18 protein-coding genes are annotated in these 25,502 nt (G+C 55.5%); 11 read left to right on the forward strand and 7 right to left on the reverse strand.

Features of this window, described 5'->3' with window-relative positions:
* Positions 1-9: 9 nt before the first annotated feature.
* Positions 10-1,503: a sulfatase gene (locus R0135_RS05290; RefSeq protein WP_407349211.1), complete on the reverse strand. Its 1,494-nt coding sequence runs from the start codon at positions 1,501-1,503 to the stop codon at positions 10-12.
* A 30-nt stretch (positions 1,504-1,533) separates the two neighbouring features.
* On the opposite strand from R0135_RS05290, the gene R0135_RS05295 reads away from it, so the two are divergent.
* Complete coding sequence (locus tag R0135_RS05295; protein WP_407349212.1) at positions 1,534-2,973, forward strand: amidohydrolase family protein; 1,440 nt, start codon at positions 1,534-1,536, stop codon at positions 2,971-2,973.
* A gap of 105 nt (positions 2,974-3,078) precedes the next feature.
* Positions 3,079-3,339 carry a hypothetical protein gene (locus tag R0135_RS05300; RefSeq protein ID WP_407349213.1) on the forward strand — a complete coding sequence of 87 codons (261 nt, stop codon included), beginning with the start codon at positions 3,079-3,081 and terminating at the stop codon, positions 3,337-3,339.
* 140 nt (positions 3,340-3,479) lie between these two features.
* On the opposite strand, the gene R0135_RS05305 is transcribed toward R0135_RS05300, so the two are convergent.
* The gene (locus R0135_RS05305) at positions 3,480-5,897 is read right to left on the reverse strand and encodes a TonB-dependent receptor (protein WP_407349214.1); all 2,418 of its coding nucleotides are present in this window, start codon (positions 5,895-5,897) and stop codon (positions 3,480-3,482) included.
* Positions 5,898-6,070: 173 nt separating this feature from the next.
* Between R0135_RS05305 and ppdK the strand changes: the two genes are divergently transcribed.
* The 7 genes from ppdK (at position 6,071) to R0135_RS05340 (ending at position 15,549) form a co-directional block, all read left to right on the forward strand.
* Entirely contained in the window at positions 6,071-8,677 is a 2,607-nt protein-coding gene (ppdK, locus tag R0135_RS05310) for a pyruvate, phosphate dikinase (protein WP_407349215.1), read from the forward strand.
* Between the two features lie 62 nt (positions 8,678-8,739).
* Positions 8,740-9,678: an NAD(P)H-dependent flavin oxidoreductase gene (locus R0135_RS05315; protein ID WP_407349216.1), complete on the forward strand. Its 939-nt coding sequence runs from the start codon at positions 8,740-8,742 to the stop codon at positions 9,676-9,678.
* A gap of 114 nt (positions 9,679-9,792) precedes the next feature.
* Positions 9,793-10,035, forward strand: coding sequence for a DUF2892 domain-containing protein (locus R0135_RS05320; protein ID WP_407349217.1), 243 nt, complete (start codon positions 9,793-9,795; stop codon positions 10,033-10,035).
* Between the two features lie 30 nt (positions 10,036-10,065).
* On the forward strand, positions 10,066-10,533 hold the full coding sequence (locus R0135_RS05325; protein ID WP_407349218.1) for a thiol-disulfide oxidoreductase DCC family protein: 468 nt from the start codon (positions 10,066-10,068) through the stop codon (positions 10,531-10,533).
* Positions 10,517-11,146 carry a flavin reductase family protein gene (locus R0135_RS05330; protein WP_407349219.1) on the forward strand — a complete coding sequence of 210 codons (630 nt, stop codon included), beginning with the start codon at positions 10,517-10,519 and terminating at the stop codon, positions 11,144-11,146. Before R0135_RS05325 ends, R0135_RS05330 begins: the two co-directional genes overlap by 17 nt.
* Positions 11,147-11,300: 154 nt before the next feature.
* Positions 11,301-12,212, forward strand: coding sequence for a DUF3014 domain-containing protein (locus R0135_RS05335; protein ID WP_407349220.1), 912 nt, complete (start codon positions 11,301-11,303; stop codon positions 12,210-12,212).
* A gap of 16 nt (positions 12,213-12,228) precedes the next feature.
* Positions 12,229-15,549: a mechanosensitive ion channel domain-containing protein gene (locus R0135_RS05340; protein ID WP_407349221.1), complete on the forward strand. Its 3,321-nt coding sequence runs from the start codon at positions 12,229-12,231 to the stop codon at positions 15,547-15,549.
* Between the two features lie 51 nt (positions 15,550-15,600).
* On the opposite strand, the gene R0135_RS05345 is transcribed toward R0135_RS05340, so the two are convergent.
* From R0135_RS05345 to R0135_RS05365, 5 genes are all read right to left on the reverse strand, one after another.
* Positions 15,601-17,718, reverse strand: a complete 2,118-nt coding sequence (locus tag R0135_RS05345) for a M28 family peptidase (protein ID WP_407349222.1) — start codon at positions 17,716-17,718, stop codon at positions 15,601-15,603.
* Positions 17,719-17,804: 86 nt separating this feature from the next.
* Positions 17,805-18,224: a regulatory protein RecX gene (locus tag R0135_RS05350; RefSeq protein WP_407349223.1), complete on the reverse strand. Its 420-nt coding sequence runs from the start codon at positions 18,222-18,224 to the stop codon at positions 17,805-17,807.
* Between the two features lie 211 nt (positions 18,225-18,435).
* A complete protein-coding gene (gene recA, locus R0135_RS05355; RefSeq protein ID WP_407349224.1) occupies positions 18,436-19,497 on the reverse strand; it encodes a recombinase RecA in 1,062 nt (353 codons plus the stop codon).
* Positions 19,498-19,710: 213 nt separating this feature from the next.
* The gene (locus tag R0135_RS05360) at positions 19,711-20,769 is read right to left on the reverse strand and encodes a M14 family metallopeptidase (protein WP_407349225.1); all 1,059 of its coding nucleotides are present in this window, start codon (positions 20,767-20,769) and stop codon (positions 19,711-19,713) included.
* A 25-nt stretch (positions 20,770-20,794) separates the two neighbouring features.
* A complete protein-coding gene (locus R0135_RS05365; RefSeq protein ID WP_407349226.1) occupies positions 20,795-22,273 on the reverse strand; it encodes a glutamate--cysteine ligase in 1,479 nt (492 codons plus the stop codon).
* A 170-nt stretch (positions 22,274-22,443) separates the two neighbouring features.
* Between R0135_RS05365 and mutS the strand changes: the two genes are divergently transcribed.
* Positions 22,444-24,987: a DNA mismatch repair protein MutS gene (mutS, locus tag R0135_RS05370; RefSeq protein ID WP_407349882.1), complete on the forward strand. Its 2,544-nt coding sequence runs from the start codon at positions 22,444-22,446 to the stop codon at positions 24,985-24,987.
* A gap of 123 nt (positions 24,988-25,110) precedes the next feature.
* Positions 25,111-25,434, forward strand: coding sequence for a ferredoxin FdxA (fdxA, locus tag R0135_RS05375; protein WP_407349227.1), 324 nt, complete (start codon positions 25,111-25,113; stop codon positions 25,432-25,434).
* Positions 25,435-25,502: the final 68 nt, after the last annotated feature.

Genomic DNA, 25,502 nt, shown 5'->3' on the forward strand with positions numbered 1-25,502 from the left:
GTTCGTCCGCTAGTGCTTCTGAGCTTGTCTCGCCAGCGCTAGCGGATCGCTCTCTACAGCGGTTCTTTGAACCTGATAAAGGTGCAAGAGTCGCTGTGCAACTTCGGGTTTTGTCTCGAGGAGGTTATTGAGCTCGTACCAGTCGTTTCCTAGATTAAACAGGTATTGCGGCGCCCCCTGCGTATCGACTATCAGCTTCCAGTCCCCATCACGCAGCGCGTACTCCATGCCATCAGGTGTTGGAATAGACCAGTAAAACGCCTGCTGTCGTTTAAAATCATGACCGTCGATAAGCGGCCACAGCGACTCGCCATCTAACGGTATCGCAGGATCTATCGCCACATTCATCCATTTGGCAAGCGTAGGAAAAACATCCAGGGCGCTAGCCGGGCGGGACTCCACGCGTCCGGCTTTTACTCTCGCGGGGTAGCGAATAATGCCGGGCACCCGCAGGCCTCCTTCAAACAAAAAGCGCTTCTTACCCCGAAGCCCGGCCGTCTCCCCCGCCATCCCTATCTCCCAGGGTGTTAAGGGGGCGTCCGTAACAGGACCGTTGTCACTGCTAAAAACAATCAGGGTGTCATCAAGAACGCCCTTATTGCGAAGATGCTCGATTACCCGCCCAAGCTGGGCATCCATGTAGCTGACGTTGGCGTAGTACTCCCCCCGCCCTCTCCAGGGCCGGTCACGCCAATCGAAGTAATACATCAAGGGGTTATCTTTAGCCTCTTGAGTGAGGTGATGCTGATACTGCTCCAGGTACTGACGCGGAGACGCAATAGGGGTATGCACTTCGCTGTAGGTCAGTAGTAAAAAGAACGGATCCGAAGCGCCCTCGATCCAGGCTATGGCTTCGTCACTCACAAGCTCGGCGCTGTATTTTTGCGTGGGTCCCACTGCTTCGTTGTTGCGGTACATATTGTCAGGAAACATCGCGCCGCGGCGCGGCACGTCCGGGGACTCCCTTACTGTCGCGTTTTTTACCCAGGCGGCAAGGCCGTATTGATAGTCAAAACCAAAGTCCCGGGGCTGCGGCGCGTCCTGCATATGCAGCCCACCATTAAGATGCCATTTGCCGATCACCGCGGTGCGATAACCACGCTGCTTAGCCAGATCCGCGAACGTTGTTTCATTGTCTCCCAAGGACACCGGCGAATCGTCGGGAATCCAGCTCTCAACGCCGGTGCGGTAGGGAGTCCGCCCGGTAAGCAGCCCAGCGCGGGACGGAGAGCACAGCGCAGATGGCGCATAGAACTGGGTAAACCGCATGCCCTCGGCGGCGAGCCTGTCAATATTGGGTGTTTGCACCACGTTATGGCCGTAGGCTCCGGTGTCGCCGTAACCCAAATCATCCACGTAAATTACCAGTACGTTCTGAGTGGCACTCTGGGCAAGCACTTGCCCAGAAGCAAAGAACAACAGCGCGCACATCAAAGGCCGCAGAGCCACTGAAGCAAAGTTACGCTTTGCACAACTCTGTACTTGTACGGTTCGCAGCTGCATAGTCTGATTCTTTTCGTCGAAGGAATAGCCATGCACTATAGCGCGCAAAAGTGTCGCTTTCTAAGCTCTCCTGTAGGCGCCACAAAGATCGCCAAGCTCTGCGTCGGCTTAGCCCTCATCATCCTTAGTGGAGGCCTGTGGGCTGCACCAGAATCAGACTCTGCGCCGCTGCTGATTCGCAACGTTTCTCCGGTAGATGCCAAACACGGCCTCATGCCACCGCAGGACGTGCTGATCAGCGCCGGACACATCACTGCCATGGGGCAGGATCTTGTAGCACCGCCCGGCGTCAGAATTGTCGACGGACAGGACCGCTTTCTGACCCCCGGGCTTTGGGACATGCACGTCCACCTAAGCTACGACTCGCGCTTTATCGACATCATGCCGGATCTGTTCCTGGACTATGGAATCACCAGCGTTCGGGACACCGGAGGTGATCTCAAGCGTCTGAAACCCATATTGGCTTCGCTCTACGGACCCGACCGCGCCGCGCCTCGGGTGTTTTTTGCAGGACCACTGCTGGACGGATCCCCCGTAGTGTATGGCGCCGACGATGAGTCAGGCATTGGCCAAAGCCATCTCACCACAGCGCAAGCTCGCAGCAAGGTCGAGACTCTGGCGAAAGCGGGCGTCGATTTCATCAAAATTTATGAAATGGTGTCCCCGGAGGTTTTTGAGGCTTTTACCACCGCAGCATCTGCGCACAACTTACCCATCGCCGCTCATGTTCCCCTGGCTATGCTCGCCTCGGACGTCGGACCCAAGGTGCAATCCATGGAGCACCTACGCAATGTCGAATTGGACTGTGCACACAACGCAGACAGCCTCCTTAGGGAGCGGCGTGCTCTTTTAAAGGCTGGACAGGATCAAGCGGGCATGAGTCTGCGCAGCAGCATCCACCACGCACAGCGTGATAGCGCAATTCAAAACGAAGACCCTGCTCGCTGCGAGCGCGTGCTGACCAGCCTGAGCAACACCATCCAGGTACCCACTGCCCGACTCAATGCGATGACGCAGTACCCTCCGTTTGGGCAAAGCGACTGGGGCATTGCTCTTGACGCTTTACCCGAAGCCGTAAGGAGCGAATGGATAAAGGCTCCGAGCTACATGGATCCGACTCGCTATAAAATCACAGGTGAGTGGACCCTGGACATGATTCCCCGCCTCGCCGCCCACAACATCAGCATTGGCGCAGGCACCGACACACCTATTGGCTGGGCCATCCCTGGTTACAGCCTGCATCGAGAGCTGGAAGTGCTTGTGGCTGCAGGACTTGATACGCAACGGGCGCTGGCGGCAGCAACCCTTGTGCCCGCAAGTTTCTTTGGACTGCAAGACAGCTTAGGACAGGTCTCGGCGGGTTACGAAGCGGACCTGCTTTTATTGGATGCAAACCCTCTGGAGGATATTCGCCACAGCCGACAGATTCGTCTGGTCATTTCCCGGGGCAAGGTGGTACGAAGCCAATAGCCGCATCATGGCCTCGCCCGATGTCCGCCAAACAGTGGTATGTTGTCGATCCGGGGCACCTGCTCAGCGCCCCGGGCATAGTCACTACACACTCAGGAATACAACATGAAAACTTTTTTAGCTTCTGTAGCAGCCACCATGCTGCTCATGGTTTCTGCGACACAGGCGCAGGATATGAACAAACTGATGGACGCGGTCGATACAGAAAAAGCCACAGAGTCTGTCGATATGGAAAAGGCCAAAGCAGCTGTTAGCACCGATGGCGTGGACTACAAAAAAGCGGCCGAAGCAGTAGACGTGGAAAAAGCCGCGGAGGCTGTAGACATGGAAAAGGCCAAAGCAGCTCTAATGGACACTAAAGACTGATCTCTTAAAGCCTGGTTTCGACAGGTTTTTCCTAAGACTTAGCTCAGTACCAGAGCCAATCGTCTGAAACAGGAAAAGACAGCATAAAAAAAGGGCGCTCTCAGAGCGCCCTTTCTCGTTGTGGCCTTAAGGCCTGCTGTTTACTCAAAGTTGTACTTGAGCGTAGCACCGTAAGTGCGAGGCTGGTTCGGGTAGGCGCTGATGCTGCCCGCCTGCGCTACAGAGTTAAAGGCTGACAACAGGTACTCATCCCCGTTCAAGTTACGGCCCCAGAGATTAAACTCAAGACCACTACTGAAGGTCATACCAAAGCTTGCATTGAACATATTTATTTCGCGCCCGGCGACATCCTTATCTAAATTATCCACAACCTGCACCTCACGCTCGTACACATGCTCTATGCGCGCATAGGACATGGCGTTGCCGATATTGAAGTTGTAGGTCGCTGAAGTATTGGTTGAAAGCTGCGGAATTCCTGCGGGTCGCTTACCAGACAGATCTGTTGCTCCACCAATGCCAACGCCGCCGACGAAGGAATCATACAAAGGCCAAAGGTGGGTTGCTGCGAAAGCGATACGCAGGCCATCGGTAGGCGCCCAGTTAATTTCGTACTCAAGCCCATCTGTGGACTGCTTGCCCGCATTACCCAGTACAAAGCCTGTTCCGGTAAAGATGTTCTGCTGGAAGCCTTCGATTTCCTGATTAAAGATCGCAACGTTGACGCTCACAGTATCGAACTCAGCCTTTAGACCGGCTTCATAGACCGTCGACTCTTCGGGACCCGCCCAACGTGTACCCGCCACGATATTGGGTGGCAACAGTCCCGCAGCGCCCAGCGCCGGGATATCCGAGGCAAAGGGACGCGAGTCACGAGACATGTTCCACGATGTTGCCTTGAAACCTGTGCTCACGCCTGCGTAGACGTTAATGTTCTGCGTCAGATCATAGGCAAGGCGCACTGTGTATGTGATGTCATCGTCGTTTGTCGTGCCATCCTCAACAGTATTGCCGTCTACAGCGGGGTTACCGAAGTTCAGGAAAGGCGGCAAAAACTGCAGCGCCTGCAAGCCCTGAAACGGCGTTCCACCGAAAGGCAGGGTCGCAAACACATCGGTAGATACCAGGTTTGCCGTAGCCTCCTTGTCAACCTCTGTGTAGTTAGCACCCACGGTCAGTGTTAAGGCATCGGTGATATCAAAATCAACCTGAGCAAACAAAGACAGAGTGTCGTCATCCAATGTATAGGTCTCGCTGGGGAAGCCCTGCCCTTCCAGGAAAGACAAACCTGGGACGCCGTAGATCGCCTCAAGCACACCCAGATTTAAGGCACCGCCTGTGGCACCCTGAATCAGGAAGTCCGCGTAGGGACGAAACTGATCGCCGTAGCCAAAGGCGCCCTGTGTCTCGAGCTCTTCAGTAAAGTAGAACGCGCCGACCATCCATTGAAGTGGACCATCGGTTGCAGAGGTAAGACGCAGTTCCTGAGTAAAGGTATCAATGGTGGTATCCCGCTCATTCGCGGCATCAGGCGTTACCAGCCGGGCGCTGGTGTAATCCACATCACCCAAATCGAACTGCTCCAGCTTTCGCTGCGCCGTGATCGACGTCAAAGTGAAGCTGTCAAAATCGTAATCGATCTGCATCGACAGACCTTGGGTGTCGATACGGTTTTGCGGATCGAAGTCATAAAAACCTTCGTAAGCAAAAGGCTGTTCAGGGACCAGGTTGCCACCGAGGGCCTGAACCACCGCACCAGTTGGGCCGTTCACGAGGTTGGCTACACCACAGCATTGCTCATCGAGGCCATCAGAGTCTGCAATGAAACGCACTTCCATACGATCAGATGGGTTCCACAGCAACTGGCCGCGGAGGTTCCAACGGTTGATTTCGTTTTGCTCGGTATCTAGCTCGATGTTGTCGTAGTAACCGTCCCGCTGGTTCATGCTACCCGACAAGCTAAAGGCAACGTTGTCAGAAAGTGGACCGGTAATATCACCGCGCACAATTTTTTGGTTGTAGTTACCAACGGTCGCCGATACCGATCCGCTGTAGCCAGCCAGATCAGGTTTGGCGGTAACCACGTTGATGACACCTGCCGACGCATTCTTACCAAACAGTGTGCTCTGGGGACCGCGAAGGACCTCTACACGCTCTAGCTTGGGAAGATCAGCCAGTGCACTACCGACGCGCGAACGGTACACGCCATCGATGAACACACCTACTGAAGGCTCGATACCAGGATTGTTAGCGCCGTTACCAAAGCCACGAATAATAAAGTTGGTCTGCGCACTACCCTGCAACTGGGTAACACGAAGGCTAGGCACGAGGGTCTGCAAGTCTTTGATGTCCAAAACCTGTGACTGCTCGATGGACTCGGCGGTAACCACAGACACCGCAATAGGAATTTCCTGGAGCGTTTGCTGACGCTTGGCGGCAGTTACGATCACTTCTTCGAGCATTCCGGCGCCCTGACCTAAAGCGGGCAAAGAAACGGACGCGGCAAAGCCAGCAGCCGCAATGGCAGCAGGGATGGCTTTAAGGGTATTTCGAGCGGGCATGCTAGTCACCTTTTTTGAGTTATGTTGACAATGTCAATTCTCATATCTCTTGGCCTCGGGGTCAACGCCCCAAACGTGGACCATTTACAAATATGACGGTTGACAGTAGGCGTAGAAGCAAGGTCGGTTACCATATTGCAGCGAACAAAAATTGATGAGGTGAAATACAGTTTATGGCCAAGCGCGTGTACCTGTTCTCCGAAGGCAGTAAAGATGATCGTGATCTCCTGGGCGGTAAAGGAGCGAATCTCTGCGAAATGACGTCCCTGAATCTGCCTGTGCCTTTTGGATTCGTCATAACAACACCTACCTGCCGGGAATATTTTGAGAACGGCAACCGTCTGCCGACACTGCTTGAGCAGGAGTATCGCGTTGCTCTGGATCTGGTCGAAAAACAAATGGGCGCGCGCTTTGGTGATCCCGAAAACCCCCTGCTGTTCTCCGTGCGCTCCGGCGCCCCGATCTCAATGCCGGGGATGATGAACACCATTCTTAACTTAGGTATCAATGACGAAATCGCTGAGGGGCTAGCCAACAAAACCGGCAATCCCCGTTTTGCCTACGACTGCTACCGCCGCTTTATCCAGATGTTCGCAGATGTGGTACTGGGGGCTGACACCCACGCTATGGAACAAGTCATCGAGGACTACAAAGACGAGAAGGCTTACCAGACAGACGTTGCCATGGAAGCTGAAGACTGGCAGGCAGTTATCGGAACCTTTAAGACCATGGTCAAGTTTCCTGAAGATCCCTTCGAGCAACTGCGACTCGCCGTCGAAGCCGTGTTCCAGTCCTGGTATACCCCCCGGGCCAACGTATATCGCGAGATGAATAATATTCCGGACTCCTTAGGTACCGCCGTCACCGTGCAATCCATGGTCTTTGGCAACTTTGGGGAGGACTCGGGTTCCGGCGTTGCATTTACGCGTAATCCCTCAACGGGAGAGCGGCTATTCTTTGGCGAAGTTCTATTCAATGCGGCGGGCGAAGACGTCGTCGCAGGAATCCGCACGCCCTTGCCCGTGGACGCCATGCAGGAGCGCATGCCCGATGCGCACGCTGAGTTATTGGCTGCCCAGGCAATGCTCGAGCAGCACTATCGGGATATGCAGGATATTGAATTCACTGTTCAGGAAGGTCGCTTCTACATCCTGCAAACCCGCAGCGGCAAACGCACGGGACGCGCCTCGGTAAGAATCGCGGTGGATATGGTCCGCGAAGGAATGATTAACGAAAAAGAAGCCCTGCTGCGTGTCTCGCCAGAACACGTGCAGTCATTTTTGCACCCCATGGTGGATCCGGATGCTCCGCGAACCGTCATTGCCACGGGCCTGCCCGCCAGTCCCGGTGGTGCCACCGGCGTGATTGTTTTTTCTGCAGACGAAGCAGTCAAAGTCGAAGCCGATGGCGAGAAGGTCATTCTCGTACGCCGGGAGACTACGCCAGAGGATATCCACGGCATGCGCGTCGCCGAAGGTATTCTCACAGAGCTTGGTGGAATGACATCCCATGCTGCAGTGGTTGCCAGAGGCATGGGTGTCTGTGCCATCACCGGCTGTGGTGATTTGCGCGTATCTGTTCAGGAAGGCATAGCCACCGCCGCCGATGGGACCGTGATCAAGCGTGGAGACGTGATCACTCTGGATGGCGCAAGCGGAGAGGTGATGCTTGGCGATATTGCAAAAGTCGAGGCCAGCACATCGGATGACTTTCAAACACTGTTGTCCTGGGCCGACAAGCATCGACGCCTTAAGGTCCGGGCGAATGCCGAGACTCCCGAAGACGCAGCCAAAGCCCGAGAGCTCGGAGCAGAAGGCATCGGCCTGTGCCGGACTGAGCACATGTTCTTTGCCAGTGATCGCATTGACCATATGCGCGCCATGATCCTGTCGAAAGATCGCAAGGAACGTAAACAGCATCTGGCCAAACTGCAGGAGTTTCAGCATGCGGACATGCTGGAACTCTATCGCGTCATGGATGGGCTGCCGGTAACCATCAGACTCCTGGATCCTCCACTGCACGAATTTCTGCCACATGATCAAGCCGACGCAGACGCACTGGCTGAGCGTCTCAAAAAAGATCCCGAGGAGATCATGCAGGCGCGCAACGATCTTGCCGAAGTAAACCCCATGCTCGGCTTTCGCGGCTGTCGCTTGTCGGTGGTGTATCCGGAGATTACCCGGATGCAAGTTCGCGCAATTATTGGCGCTGCCTTACAGGCTCGCGAAGAAGGTTTGAATCCTTACCCTGAGATCATGATTCCGCTGGTGGTAAACGTGCGGGAGATTCGATTGATCAGTGAGGTTATCGATCGAGGCATCGCCAAGGTCACCAAAGAAAAATCGGTGTCGCTGCGCTACAAAATAGGCACCATGATGGAGACCCCTAGGGCCTGCCTCGGTGCAGACCGACTCGCATCAGCCGTGGAATTCATGAGTTTTGGCACCAACGATCTGACACAGATGACTTACGGTTTTTCTCGCGATGATGCCGGGCGATTTATTCCGCAATATCTTGACGCCAAAATCATCGAAGATGATCCCTTCGTCTCTCTTGATCAGCGTGCTGTGGGCCGCCTTATGCGCATGGCGGTGCAGGAGTCCAGACAGGCCAAAAAAGGTATCAAATACGGCATTTGCGGGGAGCATGGTGGTGACCCCCGCTCAATTCGCTTCTGTCATGACCTGGGGCTGGACTATGTCAGTTGCAGTCCATACCGCGTGCCTGTCGCCCGCATTGCCGCAGCGCAGGCCCGTGTCCTTGCAGACAGAGACGACTAGCGCCCCAGAACCCAAGGCGTTGTTGACCACACATTGAACATAACGAGCTAAGGAAACAAGGCATGAAATTCGACAATCGCGTCACCCGGATGACGGGAGCAGAGCTCCCGATCGTTCAGGCACCCATGGGCTGGATCGCCCGCTCACAGCTGGCCTCGGCTGTTTGCAATGCTGGGGGACTGGGAATCATCGAAACATCCTCGGGAGAACTTGATGTCATTCGTGATGAGATTCGGGCTATGCGCGAACTGACAGATCGTCCTTTTGGCGTAAATATCGCTCAGGCATTCGTGCGCGACCCGGACATCGCCCAATTCATCATCGACCAGGGGGTACGCTTCGTCACCACCTCGGCGGGCTCTCCAGAGCGCTACACAGAGTTGCTCAAAAGCGCCGGGCTTACCGTATTCCACGTGGTCCCAAATCTAAAAGCCGCGCTCAAAGCCGTCGAGTACGGTGTAGACGGTCTCATTGTTGAGGGTGGAGAAGGCGGCGGCTTCAAGAGTCCCCAGGATGTTGCGAGCATGGTGCTGTTACCCCTTGTGCGCTCAAAGGTTGATGTACCGATCATTGCCGCTGGAGGCTTTGTTGACGGCGGCTCCATGGCTGCGGCCTTTGCATTAGGCGCCGAGGGTGTGCAGTTGGGCACTCGCATGGTGTCGGCACTGGAATCGCCAGTCCACGACAACTGGAAGCAGGCAATTGTCAACGCTGAGGAAACCGACACCGTATTCCTCAACCGCTTCCAGTCACCGGGTTTACGCGCTCTTCGCACGGAACGAACAACTGCCCTGGAGCAGAAACCTGAAGTCAACGCCATGACTGAATTTGGCAAGCCCCAGGACCTTTATTTTGGCGGCGACATGGAGTCAGCTATACCCCTGACCGGACAGGTATGTGGCCGAATTGACGAGATTCGCCCAGTAGCAGACATCCTTGCGGACATCTGCAGAGAGTTCGAAGAGACCCTCAATATGCTGGAATCCACCTACCCCCGCTAGATCACCGGGCCGCCCATCCCAAGACAGATCACCAAAGCGCCGGATTTAAACCATCCGGCAGCTCACTTCGCGCGTATATCCCTATAAGTTAAACCTGCAAGAATTGTGTTTGAAATGATTGACCGAAATATAGGGACAGTGGAACGCCTGGTACGCTTCGGCCTCGCCGTTGTCATCGTTGGCTGGATCTTTACAGCCCAGAGCTTTGGGCTACTCCAGGGATTGGGTCTTTTAGCGGCGTTCGCGTTGCTTTGGAATAGCATTTTTGGTCGCTGCTACCTCTGGAAGTGGCTTGGCCTCTCGAGTTGTGCGACTGAGGACGACTGTTCCGCGGGGGGCGGGGATTCCCGAGCCTAAGCCATGTCCAGCACTAAGGAACAGCCCGCCATGGCTACAACAGCGCGGAATGAAACCACCTTGACAGATTCCAGTCAGGGCCAACAAACGCCGTCAGTGGACACGCTGTTTTTTGACGGACAGTGTCCGTTGTGCGCGGGCGAAATATCTCAGCTTCGAAAAGTTCGCGGAGATGCGCTGCGTATTGTGGATATCCACGAGCTTGACGAGACGGGCGACGTCACCCCAGACAGCGTCGTCCCCTCAAACCAGTCTCCGAATAAAGATCAGCTTCTTCGTGTACTGCATCTGCGTCGCGCCGACGGTAGCTGGCTCACAAGCGCTGATGCAAACGTTGCTGCCTGGGAAGGAACTACTCACGGTCGTATTCTAAGCGCTTTACGCTGGCCTGTAGTTCGTCACATTGCGGATGCCATCTATGCCATTTGGGCTCGCTGGCGATATCGACGCCTTTACGGCAAACAGTTTCAAGAGAGTTTCCATGCACCTCACAAGTAGCGACATAGAAGATCTTGAACGCCGCAGGCGAGCGGCGCTCATCAACTCCATTACGGGCTACAAACCGGCGAATTTGGTGGGCACGGTGAATACGCAGGGACAGAGCAACCTCGCCATTATGAGTTCCCTCGTGCATATCGGGTCTCACCCACCCCTTCTGGCACTGATCTTCAGACCGGATAATGCCGAGCGACACACGCTCGACAACATCCGCGACACAGGCAGTTACACAATCAATCATGTGCATGCGGGCATTATTGACGCTGCGCATCAAACCGCTGCTCGATACCCTGGTGACGTCTCCGAGTTCGCAGCGACGGGGCTTACAGAGCTGCAGCTCGACGGACAGAGGGCCCCCTTTGTTGCCGAAGCAATTGTGCGTATGGGGATGATCCTGCGGGATGAGTTGCCGCTGAGTATCAACGGCACTCATATGGTCATCGGCGAGATTGTTTCTCTTGATGTCCCTGGCGACGCCATCAACGAGCTGGGCGCACTGGATCCTGCCAAGACCGACAGCATTGCGATTTCAGGGCTAGACAGCTACTACCAAAGCTCCTTGCTACAACGCATGGAATACGCAAAGCCTGATAAGGCGCCGCGGCGAATTTAGGCCCAAGACTCAAAACCGGTTCTTCCAGGTATTTCGCAGTGAACCATTTGATCTGGATGTTGCCCTATTTGGTGAAGGAGCGACCCTCAAAGTTTCTTAACAGTCCGAGCAGGTATCGCCTACACTAAAAAGATCAGGAGATGAGGGATCCAGCATGCAAGCCGACCGCGACGACCGCTTTAGTAAAGAAGAACATGGGCGCCACAGCACTCAAACTCTGGTGACCGCAGTAGCCGTACTTATTCTTGCTGGTGGCGCTTACCTGCTGATGCCCCGGGACAAGGACTCTGGTGATGAAAGCCCTCCCACGACAGAGAGTGCCACTACTCTGCAAGTCATGCCCGAAGCCCCCAAACCGACACCCGACGACGCTATTTTAGCGGCGCCAGATATTCCTGTGGTTGTTGAAACGGAGCAAGAGGACACAGAAGACGCCGGGCTGGAGGAAGCTATCGTCCAGGAGGTGGTCGTCGCACCACCCACTCCCGAGGAAATCGACCAGCAACTGCGGGATGCGGTGCGTGAAGTCGGCTTGTCGCCGGAAGACACTCTGGGCTCTGCCTACAATGCCGCCTATCTGCTAGACCGCGGCGTTAGCAGTATTGACCAACTCGCGCGCGGTTTAGTGCCCACGCGCACTACCAATATTGCAAAGCCTCCTGGCAAGTTTAAAACCACACAGGAAGGGGCCGAATACTGGGTCAGTAGGGAGAGCTACGAACGCTATGACAACTTGGTTGCATCGATAACTGCTTTACCCGCGGAAACTCTCGCCACGCTTTTCCACCAGCAACGCAGCCTTTTGCAGGATGCCTACGCCGCCTTGGGCTACCCCAGTGATGCTATGGACAACACTCTGATTGCAGCTCTGGATAATATTCTCTCGGCACCCACCCGGGAGCAACCCCCGGCACTGGTAAGCAAGGGCGCTATGTGGGCCTACGCCGATCCCGAGCTTGAGGGCGCCAGTGACCTGCATAAGCAACTGCTGCGCACGGGGCCGCAAAACACTGAGGCCCTTCAGACATGGGCACGACAGCTCAAGAGCGCACTGCTCAATCCATAAAGATAAAGAGATCCTGATGACCAATAGACTTTCAGCATTAGAGGGTCACGGCTTCCATTTAAACCCAGCTACTGTGTTCAGACCGTTGCTGGGACTGCTGCTCACCGTATTGCTCTGTACTTTCGCCAATGCTCAAGATGAGAGCATCACTGACACGCTCGAGGACCTGCGTACAGTCCTTGGTGATGATGCAACTCTTAGTGAGGAGCGGCGTGCAGCGCTATCTGACAAACTCCAGGTGGCAGCCCAGGATCGTAATGAGCTAGAGCAACTCAAAAACTCCCGTCAAGAACTGGAAGAAAAGCTCAAGAACAGCGATCTGCTCATCGCCGACTACACAAACCGTATGCGGGATGTGCAGAATGCTCCCGCTACGATCCAGAGACGTCTCGGTGATAACCCATCGTTAGCGAACATTGAAACAGAGCTCAGTATTGTGCAGAGCCAACGCGACGCCTGGTCTTTGGAGCGCACTGAGGCTCTGGACACCCTCTCAAATCTCGCCAAAAATGAAGCCGCAGCGCGAGACCGAATTGCAGAGATAAGTCGACGACGTGCTGATGATGCTCCCGAGGTAGCCACTACGGCAGAGACCTCCGGCGTGGAAGATCGCATTAACAAGCTTGCATCAAGCATTCACCACCGACTTCTGGACGCTGAACTGAGCTTACTGGAACTGCGACTGCGCAGTGGCCCCTCGCTCAATAGTATCCGTACGGCGCGCATCGCCTGGTTAGACGCCGCCATCGCTGAGGCAGACACCCTACTGGCTCAGTTGCTTGATGCAGCCACCAAGAAGCGTCAAGGCGCTGCCGCGCAGCGTGCCACAGAAGCGCGACGTTTTCTCTCCCAGGTAACGGGCTCGCGGCCGGAACTGCAGGAGTTGGTCGATGAGAACCTGTCGTTGGTCAACAGTTTTGAATCTCTGTCATCGCAGATTGAGCAGGCCCGGCAGCAAGTCTCTGGCACCCGAAAAAGTATCGACGAAATACAACAGGATGCGGATCTAACCCAGCGCCGACTCAGCGTAGCAGGATTGGAGTCAAAGCTGGGTGAGGTGATGCTAACCCGACTCGCGAGCCTACCCGACCCGCGCTTGATACTCAGTCAGAACGTCGATCGCAACGAGCAGATCGCCACGGTATCCATCAAGGCCATCGACACCGAGCAGGCACTTCGAGAGCTGGGAGATCGGAGCGGTTTTCTGAGTGCAACACTTGGCGACATCACCTCATGGAATGATATAGAAACGCGCACAGCAGAACGCCTGTATATCCAGCGGCGGGAGCTACTTCAAGAAAACATGCAGGCGGGTAACACCCTCCTGAGCCTGCTGGTAGATGGTAATCAGGCCACTGAAGAACTGGCCGTTATCGTCGGCGACTACGAAACCTTGTTAACAGCCAACCTGCTCTGGGTACGCAACTATGCTTACGTCGCCCCTCAGCGGGTACTTCAACAGTTACAGACCTTACAAAGCTCCCGCCCCCTGCTGAGTCTAAAAAACCATTGGCCCCGGATCATCAGTGATCCGCTGTTTCTTCTTCTGCTCATCGTCGCCTTGGGTATGTCCATGCATCGAAGGGTGACCGCAGCACTTGACGGTATGCTGGGCAAGCCCATCCGTCCTCGCGACGAAAGCGCCGCACTGATTTTCAAGACCCTGGTGCTGACATTGTTAGCGGCGTTTGCCGTCCCGAGCCTCTTCATGCTGGGCGGGCGGGCATTTTACGTTGCCTCCCAGGGGGAACCCGTAGTCATGGGCGTAGGTCGTGCACTCGCTGCTGCGGGTGTGATTTTGTTTATCCTCGGAGGCCTTCGACGCATGTCCGACAGGCTGGGCGCTGGGCGCCGCCTCTTAAAATGGAACACCTCTCGCTCCGACGCCGCCTCTCGAGATTTACCGTGGTTCAACATAGCTATCACCTGCTCTATCGCCATCACCGTTCTGGGGCGGGCGTCATCACCCACTGACAGTGGTGGCGCTCTGGCAGCGATTGGCAGTATGTCTACCGCGATGTTTTTGCTGATCGTATCGCTACGTATGCTGCGCTCAGGAGAATTTAGCGGTGATCGAATACTGCGGCATTGGCTGCAGATCGGCATGATCGCTTCCGCTTCCATCGTCTTCATGCACCTCAGCGGGCAGCTTTTTGCGGCACACCTGTATCTGCGAGCACTTTCGGGCTCAGTGGCGGCAGTGATCGGTACGCTGCTAGTGACCAATATTCTGCAACGACTGCTGATTATTTTTCGTTCCACACTGGAGCGCAAAGCCCGAGAAGAGCTTCGCGCAAGAGCCGAGGAAGCAAGGGACGACGAAGCAGAAGACGGAGTGGCAGGCAATGACCTGGACGCGGTGACATCCCTGTCCGATGCTTACTCAAAATTATTGGGCCTCACACGGCTGTTAACGCTGGGTGCCCTCCTTTGGTGGATTTGGGCGCCGGCCTTACCCGCACTGTCAATTTTTGACTCTATTACCCTTTGGTCAACAAGCGATGCGAGCCTGCCCGATGGCGAAGTCAGAGCAATCACACTGTCAGTGTTTTTATTGGCATTGCTCATCATCGCAGTCACCTCCTTGATCACTCGCCACTTGCCGCCGCTGGTCAACGTCGTGCTCACCGAGTGGACCAAGGTGACGGCTGGCAGCCGCTATGCAGCGGGCATGCTCATGCAGTATTTAATCCTGGGTATTGGTTTTTCCACAGCTCTGGTGATGCTTGGCTTTCAATGGGAAAAAGTCCAATGGCTGGTGGCAGCACTGGGTGTAGGTATCGGTTTTGGGCTACAGGAAATCGTCGCGAACTTCATCTCGGGTCTGATCGTGTTGTTTGAACGTCCAATTCGGGTAGGCGACATTATTCATGCGGGCGGTGCAGACGGCACCGTGACCAAAATCAATGCTCGGGCAACCGTTATCGAGACCTTTGAGGGGAAAGAGCTCATGATCCCCAACAAAGAATTGATTACCAGCGTGGTGACCAACTGGTCATTGAGCAATTCCAAACTCCGTCTGGTTATACCCATCGGCGTCGCCTATGGATCGGATGTCGATGCGGCTATGCAAACCCTGCGTGATGTTGCCAACGCGCACCCGGAAATCATTGAGGAGCCGGCGCCCTATGTGAGCTTCGAAGACTTTGGCGACAACGCCTTGGTGTTGTGGCTGAGATGTTTTGCGCTGAGAGACTACCCTAGAGTATCTACGGAATTGCGCCAGATCATTTATCGCGAGTTTAATGCCGCCGGAATCAGCATCTCCTTCCCGCAGCGCGATGTGCATTTAGATGCATCTGAGCCTCTGCCCATTCGAATCATGCCATCGGAGTAAAACAGACACATCCTGAAGCGTTTTAGCTTACCAATACCGTCTCAGGAACTGTCATGGCTTTGCATGCATAAAGGCGCTTATAAGATCGACGAGTCTCAACATGTCGCTCGCGTCACCCAGCTCCGCCGGGCCATGACTGTAACGACCAGGCCAGGAAAGACCTGCGTTGGGCACCCCATAAAATGTAAACGCAGTCCCGTCAGTGCCCCCCTGGGTCATACCAATTTGATAAGTGATTCCACTGGCGTTTGCCACCGCGCGATTGCGGTCCAACTCGTTACGCATCACTAAGCCGCTGCTCTCCATTGATCTCAGCACGGGCCCGGAACCCAGAGGCGCATAGGCGAAATGGGCTTTCTCCAGCGGTGTATCAGAGGTAACAAAGGTATCAATACTGTAGACCCGCCGAGTGTTCGTTGCAAAGCGCGCTGCCAACGCTGCAGCCCCAAACAATCCCCCTTCCTCCTGCACGGACCAAGCAATAACCACACGCTGCTCTAAGGTGTCTGGATCAAGACGCCGCACAGCCTGTATTAGAGCTGCAGTTCCTACCCGGTCATCCATACCACGAACTGTAAAGCGGTTATTCGCAAGCCGATGTCCCTCTTTATAGCCCGTGACAGGCATGCCAACAGTAACTCCCATTTGCTCGAGTTCGCTGCGCGCAAGACCAAACCAAGCCTGTAATGTCTTTGGCTGGCGCGCCTTCAACTCCTGAACTTGCTCCGCGGAGCGACTCAGAAAAACCCCGGGAAGCTGCGTAGGTGATACCTCGGAATCTGCACCTGAGCCATGATCAAGGTGAAGAATAGCGGGCTGCCCCTCAGCGGCAAGAGACAATGCACCCCCCCTCCTCATAAGGCTTACAACACCATCTTCAGCAACATCTTCTACCACCCAGCCCACCTCATCCATGTGCGCCATAAAAATAGTAGCGGGCTGTTCACTCGGCCCCAGATCCAGCCACAGATTTCCTATTTCATCGCTCTGAAGAGCATTTTGCGCCCATGAAGGAAGAGCTCGGCTAACAGCGGCGCGAACTGGACCTTCCGAGCCGGGCACACCATACAACTCGCCCAGATCATCAAGCAGATGCAAATACTGATCAACGTCTGTTGCATCCGAACGACCCGGGTCTGATGCAAACGCGTTATTTAAGGGCATCAGCGGATTCGGTGCCGACGTCCAAGTGAGCGAATGTGAATCATCTCCCAGCGCGTTTAGTAGCCTCTGTCCAAGGCGCTCAACCTCTTTGCGGTGAACGCGCTCCATAAGAGAGCCCGCAGCGCTCACAGTCGGTGCCAGGCGTTGTATTTGCTCCAATTTGGCCGGCGAGAACTCGCGAAGCCCCCGAGGGAATGGCGGCAACTCAGCCAAACGTTCGACGCCTCGATCCATCAGCACAATACGGTCGAAAGAACCCAACTCCACGATTGCGGCACTTAAGCCCTGATTAGCAAAATGAGAAAGTGTCGAGAGGACATACACCGTCGCCCCCCCTCCCCTAACGCCCGCCTCGGCCGCAGCCACGACAGCAGCACAGCCCACGCGGGAACCGGCTGCAGGACCGGCCACCCAATCGCCGAAGGACCATGCTGGCAAGTGACGCGTCACAGGGTCCAACAGCTCAATTCCCAGAGCCGCAACATCAGCGGCGGAGTCCGCGCCCACATCCAGCCAAAGGTCCTCAGCCCGCGTAAGTGCCACTTCGCTCGCATGGAGATTGGAGAAGTGTCCGTTAGCCAGTGCGCTCACTCCAACCACTGGACCACGGCGGGTCATAATCCGAAGCTGCTGCCCTTCATGTGCCTGGGTCCAAAGGGGGTGTTCAGGCGCTGCGCCCGCGTGATGGAGCCGCAAATATCCGTCGGCCCTAACTTGACTAACAGTAAATGACGGCGCATCAAGCAAGCACGCCACAAGCGACGCCGGACCATCACCATCGATATCCCCCACAACTTTAATTAAGTTGCCCGAGCGCCCTTTGCGCCACCCGGAAAGCTGTTGCTGAAGGCGATCCGTGGCGTGGTACTCGTGACCGCTGGGCGCGTCCAGGGCCACCCAATCGGCTAGAAGATCCACAGAGGGATGCATCGCGGAGGGCGTCGCTGAGGACGTCGCCGTGGCCAGAATCGAAAACAAGAACACAAGCAATGATATGAAACGCATAGCCATTCGCCTCAAAACCGGTGACGTTAACACAGCCGGAAAAATTCGAATTTTGATTAGGTGCTCAATCCAATCATCCTTCTGTCTTAGAAAACATCCGGCACCAGCCCTGCGGCCTCCTCTCCAAACCCCCGGTATCCAAGAAAACGCAGGCGTCGGGCTTTGTCTGGTAAGTCAGCCGGCGGAGCATCACCGAACTTGCGCTGTAAAACGTCCCGGGCCACCTCACGCCAGCTCAGCCCCTCCTCGGTGGGTACACAGTTAAGGGCGTGATCAATGTAGGCATGCTTCACGCCTCTTTGACGCAGCTCAGACTCGATTCTCAAGGGGCCCACACCTCTGAGCATTCGCTCCCGGGTGAAGCTTTGAGCAAAACGTTCGTCACTTTGAAGGTTTTCTTTGGCGAGCTTCTCAAGTGCGGCATCGAGTTCTTCGGCATCAAACCGCTGCCCAAGCTTTCGCTTTAACTCAGCCAATGAATGCTCTCTGCGAGCGAGCAAATTCATTGCGGCGTTTCGGGGACTTTGTGGGGGGGCAGAAGAGCGCTTCATAGTGAGACAAGGTTACTGGCAAGCCTGTCGCAAAAAAAGGGCGCTGAAGCTGTGGAAAGGGGAAGTGGTACTTCAGCGCCCGGAGAGTGGTACCGGCGCTATCAACGCCGGACAGTTATGTGGTGAACGGAGTCACCCGAAGACAACACTCCGAGTGACGACCCCCCTACTCGGCCGCCTCGTCTTCAGAGGCCGCTTTGGCCTCAATAGCAGCGTCAACGTCATCTTTGGCAGCTGAGCCATCGTCAAGAAGCTGTGAGCGGATCAAACCTTCGATCTCGCTGCCCAGCGCTGGATTGTCCTCAAGAAACTTCGCAGCATTCGCCTTACCCTGACCGATCTTGTCGCCCTTGTAGGCATACCATGCGCCTGATTTATCAACCAGACCCAATTTGACACCCCAATCGATGACCTCTGCCGTTCGGTAAATACCTCGTCCGTACATAATCTGGAACTCGGCCTGCTTGAACGGCGGCGCGACTTTGTTCTTCACCACCTTGACGCGGGTTTCGTTACCAACCACCTCATCGCCCTCCTTGACCGCACCGATACGGCGAATATCGAGTCGTACTGAAGAATAAAACTTCAGTGCGTTACCGCCGGTGGTGGTTTCAGGTGAACCAAACATGACCCCGATCTTCATGCGGATCTGGTTAATGAAGATCACCAGGCAGTTAGTCTGTTTGATTGTCGCGGTGAGTTTGCGCATAGCCTGGCTGAGCAGTCGAGCTTGCAAGCCCACGTGGGAGTCACCCATGTCGCCTTCGATCTCTGCTCGCGGCGTCAGTGCCGCAACGGAGTCCACTACCAACACATCAACAGCGCCGGACCGCACAAGCATCTCGGTAACTTCCAGTGCCTGCTCACCGGTGTCTGGCTGGGACACAATCAGATCATCGATTTTTACACCCAGCTTTTCTGCGTAAATGGGGTCCAGTGCGTGCTCCGCATCAATAAACGCCGCAGTGCCGCCCGCTTTCTGGGCTTCGGCGATTACCTGCAGAGTCAGCGTAGTTTTACCTGAAGACTCAGGACCAAAGATCTCACAGATCCGGCCTTTGGGAAGACCGCCAATACCCAGTGCGACATCCAGCCCCAAAGAACCGGTAGAAATTGCGGGGATCGCTATACGGTCGTTGTCGCCCATGCGCATGACCGTGCCCTTGCCGAACTGACGATCGATCTGGCTTAGGGCGGCTTCGAGGGCCTTTTCTTTGTTTGCGTTCATGTTCTGCTCTCCTGGTCTATCGTTCTACGGTGCTGTTCGTGTGACTGAATCTGAGGAAAGCGCGCAAAAACCCGCTTACCAAAACTACTGTACATATAATCAGTGGTTACGCTCAGGAATGCAACCATCATATGCGCCGAAAAGTGGTGAAAACCAGTGCCTGTTTTGCGACCTGTCGCGATTAGCGACGGGTGCCAAGAGGTGTCAAAACAGCTATGCGAGGGATTTAGCGTCAGACGTCAAAGGAAGATTCTGCTCAGTAGCGACTGCATAAAAGAGGCAATCGCTCTGCGCGATAGACGCATTGGTGGTGATCATAAAAAGTTTTAGACCCTGAGAGGGATACAAGACCCCATCCTCACAGCGCACCAAAGCTGTTACTGCGCAGCGTCCAAAAGCATCGACAGCGCGAAACAAAGCCTGCGGATCATCCTTTACCCAGCCCAGGGGCGTATGCGGGTTCACCTCGCCAAAGTTGTGATGCTCGATATCGCTTCGCAATGTGATGTCGAACCCTGGTCGCGGCTTATCGTCGTAGGCCAGGGTCACACCCTCACACAGCTCCAGACGAATGGGGTCACGGAGAATCTCTATGCCCCACTCCACTTCATCTTCGTTTGCAAGCACGCGCTGAGCCGAGGCAAAGCGCTGCAAACCGTCATAAGCCAGGGTGTGCGCCTCTTCGTCCTGACGCCCACCGACTTCTATCGTGACTGTCGGGCAGCTGGCATCGCTGATATCCATAAGCGCGCCAAGATTCAGATGCGAGACTACAAGCCGCCTCGTAAACAGCGACACCAGCGCATCGTGCTGGCGATCAAGGTGGGTACAAACACCAAAGGACGGTCCTGATCCGGAGGTATTGTGCATATCGACAATCGCTTCAGGCCGATGCAGGCGGAGAAGTTCTAGAATTTCCTCGGCCAAACGTCCCTGCTCATCATCAAAGGGCGGTTTAAAACAACGATTCAGATCTCGCGCCCGGGGCAACATACGATGACTGAAGCGAGGACTCTCCAGCGCGGCATGCACCGAGGCAACGATAACCAATAAGTTGACGGCCGGCTGCTGGGCGCTCAACAGCCAGCGATGCAAGGCAAACAAGCCCGAAGGCTCATTACCATGCAGCAGGGTCACCAGAGCACGGGTGCGAGTGGTATCACGGCCCGAGAACAAGATGCATACCGGACCACCCAGGTTGTCCAGCAAGGCATCAGGGTTACTCCCGGCAAGACTGGCGCCTGGGTCCCGAATAAAACGAAAACGTCTCATGACGCCATCCGGGGGTCGCGGCGACTCACGGCATGGGCCATTCAGCCACCGGAATATTTTGCGCACTCAGCACACGATAGTGCGTGAGCATCTCCTTTAAAGCATTGGGCTTGCTGCGACCCCGAGCGATGAGTGCCTGGGTCGCCTCTCGCTGCCAACTTGACCCATTGCGCCGGGCACTCAGGCGCGCATCGATAACGCCGAGGTAACGGTCACGCTCCGCCTGAGCAACCCCCAGGGCACGTAAACCATCATCGGCCACGGGCAGCATCTCAGCAATGATGTCGACTACCGAGGCGTCTCTCAGCCGATGCTGCTGCAAGCTCGGCCAGACCAGGCGGGCATCTAATCCATGCTGCGCGGAGCGATAAAAATTGTACTCGGCCAGATGGAACGGCAATGCTGACATCAAGCTGTCCATATCATCGCGCAGTCCGCGGGCCAATCCGAGCATGAACGCGGCACCCGCCACCATATCAACGGGTGTAGGTCCCGCAGGCAAGGAGCGCATTTCGATGCGCAGGTGGCCCTCATCCGCATCGTCATAGATCGCGCGATTCCACAGCCAGACGGTACTCTGGTGCAAGCGAAGCTCTGCGAGCGTGGGAGTATGGCCACTGTCTTGCGCCAACTGCGCATCACAGGCGGGAAGCAAGGGCGGGTACAGCCGCACGGTTTGCTCGAACAACTCAAAGGCGCCGCTGCGCACCCATCCATGTCCGAAGCACACTCTGGGCGGCTCGCTCCATCGGTAGCGATCCATATCCCGAGTGTCGATCGACTGTTTAAACAGCGGGATACGCGTTTCATCCCACAATTGATGCCCAAACAAACCGGGACTGTTTGCGCTGATCGCTATGGCCAAAGGGGTAGTCATCTGGATCGCATTAAAGGTCGCGGCATAATCCTTGGGACTTACGCGCTGATGCACCTGAAACGAGGTGTTAGCGCCCTCCAGGGTGATGTTCGCCATGGTCATCTGCAGGGGGTCGGCACCGTTAATATTGATATGGAAATCGCTGCCTCGCCAGGCAATCAGCTGTGCGACGAGAGCACGATAGCGCTGCCGGTCAGTGATGCAGTGATCACCAAGATCGTTGTGCGCCAGTGTGGGAAGAATGCCAATGGGTACAGTGAATGCCCCTCTTTGTGCGGCCAGTGCTGACAGACGCTCAAGCTTTGCCACCACCTCGCGCTCAGTGGCAAGAAACCCCTCATCACTCAGCGATTGAGGGCTCAGGTTATATTCAAGGTTGTACTTGTTGAGCTCGACGGTGAGCTGGGGATCGGCCGCTGCGCTGCACAATTCATCATTGAGGTACGCGGGTTTGCCATCCGCATCGACTATATACAGCTCCAGCTCAGCGCCTATGGTCTCCACCGGGCGGCCAAAACCCGGACTACCAATCAAAGTGGAAAGCTGTTGAAGCTGGGACTCCAAACGCTGTGAGAACAGCCGCCGGTCTTCGGCGTCGAAGGTCGTCTTGTTGATCTCTATCCCCATGGTGTGGTCATGGTTCCTGACAGATGATTCTTCATTCTAGACTGCCCGAGGCGAGGCGAACAGGCTTGTCATCTCTGGCAGCTTACCCACTCCATGACTTACACTGCACACCGAATTTTTGACGATCCTCAGATACCGTTTTGTCCAACGACACAAGCCAACATACGCCCATGATGCAGCAGTTCCTGCGCATCAAGCGAGATCACCCCAACGAGCTGCTGTTTTATCGTATGGGAGATTTCTACGAGCTGTTCTACGAAGACGCCCAGCGCGCTGCAGAACTGCTGGACATTACCCTCACCGCAAGAGGAAAGTCCGCCGGCGAAGACATCCCTATGGCAGGCGTGCCCTATCATGCTGCAGAGGGCTATCTTGCCCGATTAGTAAAAGCGGGCATCTCAGTCGCCATCGCCGAGCAGATCGGCGACCCAGCTACCAGTAAGGGGCCTGTAGAGCGCAAAGTTGTCCGCGTCGTAACGCCGGGAACCCTCAGCGATGAGGCACTGCTTGAAGAAAAACGCGAACAACTTCTGGTAGCGCTGATTGCCCAGCAAACAAGCTACGGCCTTGCCTATCTTGATCTGGGCAGCGGGCGCTTTCGCTTAATGGAGCTTGAAGGTGAAGAAGCCCTCCTGGGGGAGATAGAGCGACTGGATCCTGCCGAGCTCCTGTATCACGAGGAACTGCAGCACGGCGCGGTCACTAACCGCCCTGGAGCGCGCTCCCAGCCGGGCTGGGAATTTGACCTGGAGAGCGCCGAACGAAACCTTAAAGAGCAGTTTCAAACGCACGATCTTCGCGGTTTCGGCTGTGACGACCTGCGTCTGGGAATTGCAGCGGCGGGCTGCCTCATCAGCTACGTGCGAGATACCCAACGGAGCCAGTTACCACATATCACAGCAATCGCGCCAGAAATGCGTGAAGACAGTGTTGTACTGGATGCGGCAACGCGCAGGAATCTGGAAATTGATCGGAATCTCGGGGGCACCGATACGCATACGCTCATGTCGGTAATGGACCGCTGCAAAACCTCCATGGGCAGCCGCTGTCTCCGACGCTGGTTGCACCGTCCACTGACGTCGGTTCCAACGCTTGAGAAACGACAGGACGCGCTGGGAGCGCTGAGAGAAAACTATCGATTCGAGGCTCTTCGGGAGGTCCTGCGCCCCATTGGTGATGTGGAACGCATCATTACCCGAGTGGCTCTGGGAAGCGCCCGCCCCCGGGATCTGAGCCGCCTACTGTTTGCACTGCAAAGTGTGCCGGCCCTGCGCGACGCCACCCCCACAGAGGATTCCCAGGCGCTGCAGCAAACCGTGACCGCACTGGGCGACTTTCCGCTCATGGTCGATCTCCTGGACCGTGCCATTATCGACAATCCACCGGTAGTGCTTCGCGATGGTGGCGTTATCGCCACAGCTTATGACCCACAACTGGACGAATTGCGCTCCATCAGCGAAAACGCAGCAGGCTTTTTGGTCGCCATCGAAACCCGTGAGCGAGAACGCACAGGACTCGCTTCACTCAAGGTGGGCTACAACCGTGTTCACGGCTATTACATTGAGCTGAGTCGCAGCCAATCAGATGATGTTCCCGTGGAGTATCAACGACGCCAGACGCTCAAAAACGTCGAGCGATTCATTACCCCCGAACTGAAAGAGTTCGAGGACAAGGCTCTGTCGAGCAAAAGTCGCGCGCTGGCTCGTGAAAAACAGCTCTATGCAGAACTCCTTGCAACTCTTCAAGAGTCCCTGGAAGCCCTGCGTAGCTGTGCGTCCTCTATGGCGGAGCTTGATGTCTACGCTACCCTCGCCGAGCGAAGCCACAGCCTCGATTTATGTCGCCCCGAGTTCAGCGAGGCGCCCTGCCTGGATATTGATCAGGGCCGCCACCTCGTTGTCGAGCAGGTACTCGAAGAGCCCTTTATCGCCAACGATACTCTGCTGAACAACGAACGGCGCATGCTGTTAATAACCGGTCCAAACATGGGCGGTAAATCCACCTATATGCGACAAAATGCGATTATTACTTTGCTGGCTCACGTCGGCTCTTACGTTCCCGCCCGCTCGGTCACTCTATCGACAGTAGACCGGATATTCACCCGTATCGGTGCCGCTGATGATCTTGCCAGTGGTCGCTCAACGTTTATGGTTGAAATGACTGAGACGGCAAATATCCTGCATAACGCCAGTGAGCGCAGCCTTGTCTTAATGGATGAGGTCGGTCGGGGCACCAGTACCTTTGACGGACTATCCCTCGCCTGGGCCGCAGCATTACATCTGGCGGAAAAGACCCGCGCATTTACGCTGTTTGCGACCCACTATTTTGAGCTCACCGCTCTGGCCGATCAGCTACCCACGGTATGCAATGTGCATCTGGATGCCGTAGAGCATCGGGAGCACGTGGTTTTTATGCACCGTATTCAAGAAGGTCCGGCAAATCGTAGCTTCGGATTGCAGGTAGCAAAACTTGCTGGCGTGCCCGCCAGCGTATTACATGCCGCCGCTGGCAAGCTTCAAGAGCTCGAAAGCCAGAATCCCGCCGACAGCTCCCAAGCGGCAGCCATCCCCGCGGCGCCCATTCCCCAGGGAGACCTGTTTGCTGAGAATCCGAATCATCCCGCGCTTGCGCTTCTTCGCGACAGCGACCCGAACAGCCTGTCACCTCGAGAAGCACTCGACCTTCTGTATCGCTTGAGTGAACTGGCAGATTAAATTTTGCCTCTGGGAACGCTTCTCATCATGCAAGCGAATCGCTACACTTTGGCCTCAGCGCTTTGGCGAAGCAAAAAGGCCCGCTAAAGTAGAGACCTGAATCGAAGTTAAGGAACCGCAAGAATGACCTTCGTCGTTGGTGAAGACTGCATTAATTGTAAGCACACAGATTGTGTAGAAGTATGTCCAGTGGACTGCTTTTATGAGGGACCCAACTTTCTGGTCATTCATCCAGACGAGTGCATCGACTGCGCCCTCTGTGAACCGGAGTGCCCCGTGGATGCCATCTTCTCGGAAGATGAACTACCTGCGGACCAACAGGTGTTTCTAGAGCTCAATGCCGAACTGGCTGAGGTGTGGCCCTGTATTACCGAGATGAAGCCTGCGCCGGCCGACGCCGAAGAATGGGCTGGTAAGCCCGGAAAGCTGGCACTGCTGGAGCGGTAGTTTCAAGTAGAGGGTTTTCGTTGAAGGGCTTTAGCGGTTTTGGCGAAGATGATCTAATTCTGAGCGCT

The sequence above is a fragment of the Congregibacter variabilis genome (assembly GCF_045689235.1).
In the GTDB taxonomy this organism is placed as follows: domain Bacteria; phylum Pseudomonadota; class Gammaproteobacteria; order Pseudomonadales; family Halieaceae; genus Congregibacter; species Congregibacter variabilis.